The organism is Metabacillus sp. GQ13 (assembly GCF_059758525.1).
Map to the genome: position 1 here is coordinate 102,204 of NZ_JCAXET010000007.1, position 13,012 is coordinate 115,215.

The window sequence follows — 13,012 nt, forward strand, 5'->3', positions numbered from 1 at the left end:
GCTATGGACGTAAAATACATCCCTGCAGACTGGGAAAAGATGAGAGATGGTATTGGAGACCTAATTGGTTTAGGGCGTTGGGGAAAGGGCATGATCGACGAATTAAAGGATTTAAGCGATAATTTAGACGGAGCTGAAGATGACATTGCAAAATATGACAGTGATGGGGTGATTTCTTTCCACCACACAAGTCAAAAGGATAAATACCAAGAACTATTTGAAGATTTCAAGGTTCTGCATTCTTTTGCCGGGAAAGTTGGCGATATTGTCGACCGTACAATTGACCAACCATTCTATGAAGATATGGATGAATTCGTTGAAGCAATGAGAGATTTGTCGATATCAAACTATACAACACAAAATCGAATTGGTGTAACAGAAGTCAAGATCAATTACTCGAGATATGGTCCACAAGAAACACTAGAAGTTCCAAAAACGGAAGTAAACTTGGATGATTTATTCAGTGGTGATAATCGTTACGCCAATCAAATAAAATTAGAATACGACGCCTGGAAAGAAACCAATCCTGACCAAGACTTCACACAAAAGGAATACCAACAAGCTATCGTGAATATGAAAGCATTTGAATATGAATCGATTCGGAATCAACAGGAAAATAAAGAGTTTTGGGTACATATAGGAGCATTGGTCGTGGTTGTAGCCGTAACAGTAATTTGCCCTCCTGCTGGTCTTGCACTAGGTGTAGCTTACGGTTCTCTAGAGTTAAGTTCAGCTGTATCTGGGAACGATTGGGTATCAGGTAGAGAACTAGGAACTCAAGAACGTTGGGTACGTGGTTTGTTAAGTCCGATAGATATTATTCCTGGCGTAGGTGGTTTAGCCAAGTTTAGTCGTACTGTTCATGTTGCCAATCTCGGAAGCCATACAGGTGCACTAGGTTTAAGAACAGGAGTAAGAAGTAGTCTACAACAAGGGGCTACACATCTTGATAATCTGGTAAAAACAGCTAGTGAACAATCCGTTGCACGTTTGAGAAGTGCAGCTTCTACCATAAAGGATGCTCCTAGTGCAGTGAAAGACAAACTTGTTCGTGACGCAAAGGATATAGGCGAGATCACAAGGAATGCCCTAGCATCAGCCACTAATATCCAATCTACTAGAAGAATGAACCTTGCATTTGAAGGTATTGATGTTGTGGATATTCCTATTAGGAATACGGATGCAATGGGGAATACGAGTAAGGATACATTGAGTAAGATAGATGAGATAGATGCTGGTGGTTTAAATAAAGGCGGAGCAGGAAAACATGGTTTTGATGCTACAAGTGATTTGAAGGGTTTTAGTGAAAAAATCCCAGAATTATTAACACATCATCGTCTTACACTGGAAGATTTCCACAACTTAAGATTAAAATCAGTATCAGACTTAACAGAGTCAGAGACCAAAATTTTGAAAGATATTCGTGATTCTGTACAACCAATAACTAATGAGACACTTTTGCAAAAAACTCTACCTATTAATGATATTGAGAAGTATCTTTCAGGGCAATATACTGAAGTAGGTGGTTACGTAGCAAAAGTAGAGGATGTAGCTGATATAAGAATGTATGATGATGTAGTAGAGACATCTCGTTTAGATTATACGACGTGGGATGGTTCAAGACCTTATCCAGAAGGTGCAAACTCTTATGCAATGATTAGATTTCAAAGTTCTGATGTTAATAAAATTGAAGTACCATATGGTGAGAGATTTGGTGGTACTACTACTGATGGACCTCCGTGTACACAAAATGGGTTTACTGCAGCCAGAAATGGAAAAATAGTACCTGAGTGGAAATTTAATGGCTATTTCGAACCAAAAAATGGTGCTGAGCTCTATGAAGTTATCGATGGAGAAGAAAGATTATTAGCTGTCTATAATAATGGTAAATTCGTAAGTGTAGCTAAGTAATTCTAATAAAAGAGGTGTGCTCTAATGCTAAAAAAGGGTAAATACACTATGGTAGACGGTAAAGAATATAGAATTTTTATAAATGAAAATAACACTGTAAACCTAGTAACAGATAATTCTGAAGCCTTACAGATGGGTTTTAATAAGGAACTATCAACTGGAAGATATGTTAAAACGGTTAGTAGTCATTTGCTAAATAATGTATATAGAATTTCAACATATGGAACATATAAAAATTCAGAGTTTAATGTTCATAATGAAAATCATGATCAATATTTAGTGGGAACTTCAGATGCAATAATAGCAAAATCACTAAATTTAAATAGATCCGATAAATATTATTATGAGGGTTGGATTCCGAAGCATGATGTCAAGGTATTTGAAAGGAAAGAAGACGTAAGTCTATGAGGGAATATAGATGGTCCCCCTTGCACACTAAATGGTTTTACAGGTGCTAGAAACGGTAGAATTGTACCAGAATGGCAATTTAATGACAGATATTTACCAGAGGATGGCGCTGAACTATATGAGGTTGTCAATGGTAAAGAGAGACTAGTAGGCATCTTTGAAGATGGAGTTTTTACAAAAGTAAATAAGTAGAGGTGATATTGCTATGATAAGAAGTGGAGATTTCACAACTTATAACAATAAGGAATATAGCTTCTTTAAGAAACAGGACGGTAGCGTAAACCTAATTTCATACGATTCAGATGCTTTATTGGAAGGGTTTAAAAAACATGATAAGATTGCAAATGCTTTTGTTAAGAATGTAGGAATTGATGAAATTCAAAACCCCTTTCTAATAAAGACACATGGGAAATATAAGAATGAAGAAATTAATGTGAGAACTGAAAAAGGAGATTCCTATCACATAGGAACACCAGATGCAGAAATAGCAAAAAATTAGGTATGGATAGAACGGATAAATATTACTATGAAAAGTGGGTTCCAAAAGAAGAAGTAGAGTTATTTGAAGTAAGGAAACCTATTACATTATAAATATAATATCTTCTTTATTAGAAAGATAATGAAACCTCAGAAATAGTTATAGTGGTAAATAAAACGAAAACACTTTTGATTTATGTTAGAGAGTTCCAGATAGAGGTAATACTTGGAACTCTTTTTAGTGTCAAGGAAATTATCAAATTCTTGTACTATGGATAAGTTAAAGAATTAATTAATGTTATTGAGTTAAAAATAGAGTTAGGAAAATTAGGAACAGAAGAATCTGAATTTAATTTAGGGGATAAACCAATTCGTGAATTAGAAATAGGTATTTGAAAGAAAGAAAAGATAAAGATAATACATACAGAGAAAAGTAGTAATGGTGCAACATGCAAAATCTACTTAAAAAAAGTAGAAGAAGGAATATTTAAAGATATTATAATTGGCGATTATAAGGAATTATATTTTTTTTAAGACAATCGACATTTTATATGTTTCTAAGTACTAATATCAAGGGTTGGTACTGATCGATAACGTTAAATTTATGGGTTAATTAAATTAGGGGAGAATCAGCATGAAAAAAATAATGATTTCAATGATAATCATGATATTAACAGTGGTTATCGTTGCTTGTGGAAGTAAAGAAGGTACGGTAACACAGGAACAGGTGGATGAACTGAAGGAAGGGATGACGAAATCAGAAATTGAGGAATCCTTTGGAGCCCCATTAGAGAAAGAGGAAAATAAGTGGATTTATGATCTAGATAAGGATGGGAAAATCGTTCAATTGAATATCGGGTTTAGCGGTGATGAATTATTGGTCCATTCAACGAGTCCAAAATAACATGATGAAGGTAATGGCTTGTTAAGAAAAAGCTGACCGATAGAGGAAAGCAACCACAGTGGAAGCCTTATTGTGGCCATTTTTGTTATATAACGCTTAGAAGGGGTTTTTGCGCTTTTCAAAGTTGGCTGGACCTAGAACCTAGAGCCCGGCGATAAGTAAATTTCATACTTCTTCATAAGATAAGTCAACTTTGAACTAGCTGTCGTCCTAAATATGTTTATATGGCTTTATTAGGAAGAGGAGTGAGCTGCACCAGTAACCTTCTCTAGTCTAGCGTGTTTGGCTTTTCACCATTAACGGGAGCCTTACGCTTCATAGTTAAGAAAGAAAAAATGTATAGTCCTTATGGTTGATAGATGACACAAATTGCGAAACTTATGACCTACGTTTAACTGATTATTTATGTGTCTTCCATACTGTGCAATACTAAAATAACTAGGAGATAAGTTTGGTTTTTATTAACAAACCAGATTAAATATGTATTTTAATGTAAATCTGTGTTATTGGTATAGAAGGTACTAAAATGTATGATTAAGGAGAGTTGCGGTGTGAAAAAGAACTTATTTTTGTTCATGATGTTTATTTTAATAGTAGGAATTTTGTCAGCGTGTGGTTCAGATGAAACAACAAAAGAGCAAGCTACCTCTGATAAAGCAAAAAGTGAAGAGACCGAAAATGACAAAGAAACAGATGATGATAAAGAAGAGGCAAGTACAGAGAAGGAAGAAATAGAAATTTCGACATCTGTTGAAGAAATAGTCGCAGAAAAATCAGGTGAATATTACGGGAACAGTTACAATCAAGCAGTCGTACATAGAGATTTAGATGATAATAGTTTCCAAGATAAAGATAGCTTCCAAGTTTATGATTATTTGCTTGGCTTAATGAGTGAATCTGAAACATACAAAGAATACTATGATTTTGCAGAGGAGTATAATGCTAGTATAGAAACAGCTATTTCTGGAACACCAGAAGGCATGAAGTTAGACGATGGTCAGGTTGTTAATGGTACGTCAAATATTGCGATTTTGCTAGATGCTAGTGGAAGTATGGCACAAAAAGTTGGTGGGAAAACAAAGATGGAGCTGGCAAAGCAGGCGATTAATGAGTTTGTAGCGTCAATGCCAGAAGGTGCGAATATATCATTACGAGTTTATGGACATAAAGGAAGTAATAGTGATAGCGACAAAAAGGTTTCCTGTTCAAGTACAGAAGTGGTATATGAATTAAATCCTTACAATGAATCAGAGTTTAAAGATTCATTAAACAGTTTCAAACCGACAGGATGGACACCAATTGCTAATGCGATAAATGAAACAAAAAAGGATTTTGAGAGCGTTGATAAGCAAGCGCAAAACATTATTTATGTAGTAAGTGATGGGATTGAAACATGTGATGGTGATCCAGTCAAAGCTGCAAAGGACCTTCATGATTCAAATATCAAAGCAGTTGTGAATATTATTGGATTTAATGTTAATACAGAAGGGCAAAAGCAATTGTTAGATGTAGCTGAAGCTGGTGGAGGCACATTTGAAACAGTTGACTCAGCTGACGACTTTAAGAGGGTCTGGGAAAAAGAGCGCGTTCGTCTTTATAATGAATGGAGTAAGTGGTCATCAAAGAATTATAATGAAGTTTCATCTGAACAGTCTGATAAAATAAATGAACTTTATGGAAAAAAATCAGACTTTACTAATTTAACCTACTCTGAGAAAAGTCATCTGAATGATGCTATTTATTATTTGCAAAAAAAGGAACAAATAAGTTCGGAAGTTCGCGGAGAAATTCAAAGTCTTATTGATCAGCGCCATAAAATTATTGTAGGATACGAGGAAACATATAAAGAGCTAATTGATCATGTAGAAACAGAAGGTAAGAATATGAAGGAAGAAATTAATCAAAAAGGTGACGAAATGAAGGATAAGTATAAAAACTAATTACACGTTTAAATATCCTTCATAATGTAAAAGGCCTTACTACATATAAAGTGTAGTAAGGCCTTTATTTTTTCTGTAACAATTTTTTTAACTCTATATTTAGACGTTACCTCTATCTTCAAATAACCGAACGATTTCAATCACAGTGTTAGATGCTTGAATCATGTTCTCCACAGAAATAAACTCGAATTTACCGTGAAAGTTTTCCCCACCAGTAAAAATATTAGGTGTTGGTAATCCCATATAAGATAGCTGTGATCCGTCAGTTCCACCACGGATGGGTTCGACAATCGGTTTAATTCCTAGATTCTCCATAGCCTTGTAAGCAATATCAACGATGTATTTAACGGGCTCAATTTTATTCTTCATATTGTAATATTGATCTTTCAATTCAAGAACGATTGAATCTTCTCCATATACAGTTCTAAACTCTTCGATAAGGGCTACTACTTTTTCTTTTCTTGCTTGAAATTGCAGCTTATCAAAATCTCGGATAATATAATGAAGGGTTGTTTTTTCAACATCACCTGAAACTGAGAGTAAATGATAGAATCCCTCATAGCCTTCTGTAAATTCAGGTGCTTCCATAGCTGGTAGTTTACTGTTAAAGGCCATTGCTATTTTCGCGGAATTGACCATCTTACCTTTCGCAGTGCCAGGGTGGACGTTATTACCTTTGAAGGTGATGTTTGCCGCGGCTGCATTAAAGCTCTCATATTGAAGCTCACCAAGTGGGCCACCATCAACTGTGTAAGCAAAGTCTGCCTGAAAAGCTGAAACATCAAATTTATGTGGGCCTCTCCCAATTTCTTCATCAGGTGTAAATGCCACTCTAATTTTTCCATGTTTTATTTCTGGATGGTTTAGTAAGTAAGCCATGGCAGTCATTATTTCTGCTATTCCTGCTTTGTTATCAGCACCTAAAAGAGTAGTGCCATCAGTCGTAATTAGTGTATGACCTTTATAGTTAGCTAGATTGGGGTACCTAGATGGTGAGAGAATAATGTTTTGTTGCTGATTTAAGACAAGGTCCTGTCCATCATAGTTTTCAACTAGTTGAGGTTTTACATTTGTACCGGTAAAATCAGTGGCTGTATCTAAATGAGCCAAAAATCCAATTGTAGGAACCTGTTTTTCTGTGTTAGCAGGTAGAGTGGCCATGACATAGCCAAATGTATCGAGTGAGACATCTTCCATGCCAATTTCATTTAACTCCTCGACAAGCATCCTTGCAAGGACTAACTGACCAGGAGTTGAGGGACAGGATTCAATGCTTTCATTGGATTGAGTATCGACCTTTACATAGCTTGTGAATCGTTGAATCATATCGTTTTTCATACATACTTCCTTTCTTAATAAGAGATTAAGTTTATTTTACCACCATGAGGCTGGAATACCAGGAGATGAAGTGCTACTTAGGTCTTAGTGAAAGAAAAAACTGCCTCCTAAGATGTATGAAAATACTCGGAGGCAGCTTTATATAAATTCGAAAAGTATTCTCTTGTGATACCCTTAAACACCACGACGTGCAAAATCGACAAACCTGAACTTATCAAGTCTATGTCTGGATTCGGTGTACTGGAACAGGCTAGCGTTATCTAGATAAACATAGTTTTTAACGACAACAATGTGAGAGAAGCCTTCTAAGTCAAGGTGTTTTTTGTCTTCTTCCGTGCAATCCTCGACAACAATTTCTTTTTTTGCAAAGCTGATGTTTAGTTGGAGATCTTTTTCTAAGTAATCATAAATGGAACCTTCACAAATTTGCTTTGTTAATGTAGGGACATATTTTTTTAAGAAATAGTCTTTATCTAAGATGATCGTCTCGTTCCCAATCATTCGTGAGCGGATTACCTTCCAAATCTCGTCCTTGCTAGAAGTATTTAATTGTTGTTTGATAAACGGATCTGGTTTTATTAAGCCAAAGTCATGAACCGTTGTTATGGGCTCGTCTTTAAAGTTTTTAGAAACTTCCTTGAAACTCACTAAGCCAGAAATCGGAAAACTCATCTTTTGAACATCGAGAACAATCGATCCTTTTCCTCTTATCTTTTGAATAAATCCATTTTGTGATAACAGGTTTAATGCCTTACGAATCGTTTCTCGGCTTGTCTCATATTGAATGGCTAAGTCATTCTCAGATGGAAGTGCCTCTCCAGCTTTCATTTCCCCAGCTTTAATTTTATCCGTCCATTCTTTGTAAATGGCAAGGTACTTGTTATTTTTCATGTTTTATCACCATGATTAGTTTACCATGAACTAGGATGCACGTGAATCTAGCTTAGATGAAAAGCAACAGATTCGTATGGGCGCAGCTTTATTTTTTCAATCGAGTTCTTAGAGTCTGGATAGTTTGAAACCAATTGTTTCATTTTATAGCCATCGACTTTTATATGGTCAGGTAATTCAAATAGTGTTGGCTTGTCATAAAAGTTATTGATAACAATCAGTTTTTCGGTTGCTGTTGAACGTACATAAGCGAAAATCTGTTGATGATCGCGTAAAAGTAGCTCATAATTCCCATCAATGATAACTGGATATTCTTTTCGCAGGGCAATTAACTTCTGATAGTGATAAAAAACGGAATTTGGATCGTTCACAGCAGCTTCCGCATTGATTTTTTGATAATTTTTCGCAACATCAATCCATGGTGTTCCAGTTGTAAATCCAGCATTCTTTGTGGAATTCCATTGAACCGGTGTTCTTGAATTATCACGTGACTTCCGTTGTAAAATTTCTAAGATATCCTCTTCAACTAATCCTTTTTCCTTTAAGATGTTATACATATTTAGCGATTCTACATCACGGTATTGGTCAATTGATGTAAATTTAGGATCAGTCATGCCGAATTCTTCCCCCTGATAAATATAGGGTGTCCCTTGCATCATATGAATGGTCGTGGCCAGCATCTTTGCAGATTCCAAGCGATACTTTCCGTCATTTCCATAACGAGAGACGATTCTCGGTTGGTCATGATTACACCAAAAAAGTGCATTCCAACCCCCGCCTTGATTCATGCCTACTTGCCAAATCGATAAGATATCTTTTAGGCTAATGAAATCCATCTCACCAAGTGACCATTTTTCCCCATTCGGATAATCGACCTTCAAATGGTGAAAATTAAACGTCATACTTAATTCTTGACGACTAGGGTTCGAGTATTTAATGCAGTGATCAATCGTTGTTGAAGACATTTCCCCAACTGTCATACTATCGTGCTTTGAAAAGACTTCTTCGTTCATTTCATGAATAAACTCGTGTACACGAGGGCCATCCGTATAAAATTTCCGACCGTCACCAGGAGCAACTGATCCATCATCGTCAGGGAATTCTTGATTTTTAGAAATTAAGTTGATGACGTCAAGACGGAAGCCGTCAACACCTTTGTCAAACCAAAAGTCCATCATTTCGTACACTTCATTACGAAGTTTTTCGTTTTCCCAATTAAGATCTGCTTGTGTGACATCGAAAAGATGCAAGTAGTTCTGATCTGTATTTTCGTCATACTGCCATGCTGATCCACCAAATTTAGATATCCAGTTTGTAGGCTTACTACCATCTTCTTTGCTATCACGCCAAATATAAAAATCGCGATAAGGATTATCCTTTGATTTTGATGCTTCCTTGAACCAATAATGCTCTGTAGAGGTATGGTTGACAACAATATCCATAATAATCTTAATCCTGCGATCATGGGCTTCCGTCACAAGTCGGTTGACATCCTCCATTGTTCCATATTCCTCTTGAATGTTGTAATAATCACTAATATCATAACCATTGTCCTTTTGTGGGGACTTGTAGATAGGTGTGAGCCAAATTACATCGACACCCAATTCTTTTAAATAATCTAGTTTTGCGATAATACCGGGTAGGTCACCTACACCATTTCCTTGCGTATCATTAAAGCTTTTCGGATAAATTTGATAAACAACTGCTTTCTTCCACCAAGGATGCTTCATGTTTACACCACCAATTATTTAGTAAGTAAATAGACTCTAGCCTCATATGGCTTTAATTGAAACGTATTTACATTGTCTGTTTTGTGTATTTCATAGTTGCAAAGTAACAACCTACTTGATTTGAATGCAAAAGCAGCATCTTCAAATGAAAAGAGAGGTTCATTTTCATAAAAATTACAGATAACTAATAGTGTTTTCCCCTCAAAGGATCTTTTATAAGCAAAAATTTCAGGGTGATTTTCTTCTAATAAATCGAACGTTCCGTATACAACAATTTTGTGCTCTTTACGGATTTGAATCAATTTACGATAATAATGATAAATAGAGTTTTGCGATTCCACCGCTTTCTTTGCATTAACGGAGGGGAAGTTTGGATTAACGTTAATCCAGGGCTGTCCAGATGTAAACCCTGCATGAGGATCATCGTTCCACTGCATAGGGGTTCGCGAATTGTCGCGTCCTTTCGCATAAATCTTCTCCATAATTTGTTCTTCTGAGATGCCTTCTGCTCGTAGTTCCTGATACATATTCTTGATTTCAATATCACGATAATCATCAATTGAATCAAAGCGTACATTGGTCATGCCTAATTCTTCGCCTTGATAAATGTAAGGAGTACCCTTCATCATATGAAGGAGGGTTGCCAACATTTTTGCTGATTCCTCGCGATATTCCTTATCATGACCAAATCGGGAAACAGATCGTGGTTGGTCATGGTTATTAAAATAAAGGCTATTCCATCCCTTTTCTTCAAGAGCCATTTGCCACTTTGTTAAGTTTTGCTTTAAATCGTTCAGTTGGAGAGGTTTTAAATCCCATTTGCCGTTTGAGCCATTATCAAGTCCCATGTGTTCAAACTGAAAGACCATATTTAATTCTTTACGCTTTTCATCGGTATAGACTTGTGCTAATTCTGGGGTAACTCCTGGCATTTCGCCAACCGTCATTAGATCATATTTTGATAGAACTTCATGGTTCATTTCTTGAAAATAATCATGGATATGTGGTCCGTTTCGATAATACTTGCTTCCAGAAGCATACTTTTTCCCTGGCTTCGGTTCACCGTCTTGAAGTACCTCAGGTTTGGAAATGAAATTAATGACATCCATTCGGAAACCATCGATTCCTTTGTCAAGCCACCATGTCATCATGTTGTAAACTTCTTGACGAAGCTTTGGATTGCTCCAGTTCAGATCAGGCTGTTTCTTTGAAAATAGATGTAAATAATATTCATCGGTTGCCTGATCATACGCCCATGCCGACCCACCAAAGTTTGAATACCAATTAGTAGGTTCTTTTCCATTTTTTCCAGAGTGCCAAATATAATAGTCACGATAAGGATTATTTTTTGATTTTTTAGCTTCTATAAACCATGGATGTTCATCAGAGCTATGGTTTACGACAAGATCCATGATTAGCTTCATGCCACGTAAATGTATTTCTGATAGAAGTTCTTCCCAATCTTCCATCGTTCCAAAGTCCTTTAAGATTCCTTGATAATCACTAATATCGTAGCCATTATCATCATTAGGTGATTGATAAACAGGAGAAAGCCAGATCACATCAACGCCTAGGTCTTTTATATAATCAAGCTTTGAAATAATTCCTTTGATATCCCCAATTCCATCACCGTTACTGTCCATAAAACTGCGAGGGTAAATTTGATAGACAATACTTTCCTTCCACCATGTTTGAGTCATGTTATCAGCTCCTAAAGCTACCAATGTAAGTAAGTCTAAATAATGCAAGAGAACGATACCACTGTGAACAAGTCTTACCTCACCTTTTGTTCACTGGTATCGTTTTGCTTGTATGATAAACGAGATCTATTTCTTACTTTTGCGAATTTTCCCTAAGAATAGAGTTAAAAAGAAAGGGATAACTAATACAATCGCCATTCCGATAAAGAATGCACCCCAATTACCAGGGAAAATCGATAAAAAGCCGGGTAGACCACCAACACCAATAGATGGAGCCTTAACACTTTGAATGGAAATGAACGCTCCAGCAATTGCCGAACCGATTATTGCAGAGATAAATGCATAGCGGTATCGAAGGTTAACCCCGAACATGGCAGGCTCTGTTACACCTAAATACGCAGAAACAGCCGATGTAATCGATAAACTTTTTAACTTTTCATCCTTAAGAATAAACATCATTGCTAGTGCTGCAGAACCTTGAGCGATATTTGATAGAGCAACCATTGGCCATAAGAAAGTGCCACCTGTGCTTCCGATTAATTGTAAGTCAACAGCTAAGAAAGTATGATGCATACCTGTTATTACAAGAGGTGCATAAAGACCTCCATAAATTAATCCTCCAATAATTGGGGCAAATTCAAAGATGCCCACTACAGCAGATGTAATGACGTTCCCAATTGCAAATGTAATTGGACCAATTGCGATAAAAGAAATAAGTCCTACTAACAAAAGAGTAATTGGTGCCACTAGCAGAAGCTGGAATGCATCAGGAATACGTTTTCTAAGAAAAATTTCAACTTTTGCCAATGCATATGAAGCGATTAGGACAGGTAATACTTGACCTTGATAACCAACCTTCTGAACTTCCAAACCGAAGATATTCCATGTAGGAATTTCTTCCGCTGAACCATAGCCCCATGCATTTAATAGATCAGGGTGAACAAGCATTAATCCAAGGACTATCCCGAATAATGGACTACCACCGAAACGATTTACTGCGGACCAACCAATTAATCCAGGCAGGAAGGTAAAGGCAGTGTTTGCAATTAAGTTGATAATATTAGCGAGATCGGCCCATTGAGGATAAACTTCAGTTAATGCTTCATCAAAGAAAATTCCTGGACCAGTCAAAATATTATTGATACCCATCAGTAAACCAGCTGTTACGATCGCAGGCAAAATCGGTATGAAAATGTCGGCTAACGTTTTAATTGCACGCTGGAGCGGGTTTAAATTCTGTTCAGATGCCTTTTTCACATCATCTTTAGTAGCTTCGCCAGCCCCTGTTTGATTGACTAGTTCTTTGTAGACCTTATCAACTGTACCTTGGCCAATAACAACCTGAAATTGACCATTTGTGGAAAAGGATCCTTTTACTAAATCAATGGTTTCTAGTGAATCCTTATCAACTTTCCCTTCATCTATCAGTGCAAAGCGTAAGCGTGTAACACAATGGGTTACTGCAGATATATTTTCTTTACCGCCGATAGAATCGATAATTTGACTAACTTGATTTTGATCGATACTCATAACTTTTCCCTCCTGTAATTCATTTATAGTAGTAGGTTCTTCTTAAAAACCACAAGATTGCTAGAATGACTTAGTATAAAAAAGGCCATTTAAAACCATAGAAGCGTTTTCATTCCAGTTATAATTAAACTTGTATATACAAGTTATAAGTTCATTTTAGACATGTATATACAAGTTGTCAAC

At 36.3% G+C, this 13,012-nt stretch carries 9 protein-coding genes and 1 pseudogene; 5 read left to right on the plus strand and 5 right to left on the minus strand.

Translation table 11 applies throughout. The features are described from left to right. Positions 1-3: 3 nt before the first annotated feature. The 5 genes and pseudogenes from AC6CHR_RS10390 (at position 4) to AC6CHR_RS10410 (ending at position 5,640) form a co-directional block, all read left to right on the plus strand. On the plus strand, positions 4-1,911 hold the full coding sequence (locus tag AC6CHR_RS10390; RefSeq protein ID WP_498248639.1) for a hypothetical protein: 1,908 nt from the start codon (positions 4-6) through the stop codon (positions 1,909-1,911). 24 nt (positions 1,912-1,935) lie between these two features. Further along, positions 1,936-2,319, plus strand: coding sequence for a UCP033725 family protein (locus tag AC6CHR_RS10395; protein ID WP_498248640.1), 384 nt, complete (start codon positions 1,936-1,938; stop codon positions 2,317-2,319). A 205-nt stretch (positions 2,320-2,524) separates the two neighbouring features. Further along, positions 2,525-2,910, plus strand: a pseudogene (locus AC6CHR_RS10400) (UCP033725 family protein). A gap of 520 nt (positions 2,911-3,430) precedes the next feature. Continuing rightward, positions 3,431-3,700 carry an outer membrane protein assembly factor BamE domain-containing protein gene (gene bamE, locus AC6CHR_RS10405; RefSeq protein WP_498248641.1) on the plus strand — a complete coding sequence of 90 codons (270 nt, stop codon included), beginning with the start codon at positions 3,431-3,433 and terminating at the stop codon, positions 3,698-3,700. Between the two features lie 551 nt (positions 3,701-4,251). Further along, positions 4,252-5,640 carry a VWA domain-containing protein gene (locus tag AC6CHR_RS10410; protein WP_498248642.1) on the plus strand — a complete coding sequence of 463 codons (1,389 nt, stop codon included), beginning with the start codon at positions 4,252-4,254 and terminating at the stop codon, positions 5,638-5,640. A 99-nt stretch (positions 5,641-5,739) separates the two neighbouring features. Here the strand turns inward: AC6CHR_RS10410 and pepT are convergent, their stop codons facing one another. The 5 genes from pepT to treP form a co-directional block, all read right to left on the minus strand. Beyond that, on the minus strand, positions 5,740-6,978 hold the full coding sequence (gene pepT / locus AC6CHR_RS10415) for a peptidase T (RefSeq protein ID WP_498248643.1): 1,239 nt from the start codon (positions 6,976-6,978) through the stop codon (positions 5,740-5,742). Between the two features lie 174 nt (positions 6,979-7,152). After that, positions 7,153-7,869, minus strand: a complete 717-nt coding sequence (gene treR / locus AC6CHR_RS10420; RefSeq protein WP_498248644.1) for a trehalose operon repressor — start codon at positions 7,867-7,869, stop codon at positions 7,153-7,155. A 47-nt stretch (positions 7,870-7,916) separates the two neighbouring features. Beyond that, the gene (gene treC, locus AC6CHR_RS10425) at positions 7,917-9,599 is read right to left on the minus strand and encodes an alpha,alpha-phosphotrehalase (RefSeq protein ID WP_498248645.1); all 1,683 of its coding nucleotides are present in this window, start codon (positions 9,597-9,599) and stop codon (positions 7,917-7,919) included. A 14-nt stretch (positions 9,600-9,613) separates the two neighbouring features. Then, positions 9,614-11,299, minus strand: coding sequence for a glycoside hydrolase family 13 protein (locus tag AC6CHR_RS10430; protein WP_498248646.1), 1,686 nt, complete (start codon positions 11,297-11,299; stop codon positions 9,614-9,616). A 126-nt stretch (positions 11,300-11,425) separates the two neighbouring features. Continuing rightward, positions 11,426-12,829: a PTS system trehalose-specific EIIBC component gene (gene treP, locus AC6CHR_RS10435; RefSeq protein WP_498248647.1), complete on the minus strand. Its 1,404-nt coding sequence runs from the start codon at positions 12,827-12,829 to the stop codon at positions 11,426-11,428. Positions 12,830-13,012: the final 183 nt, after the last annotated feature.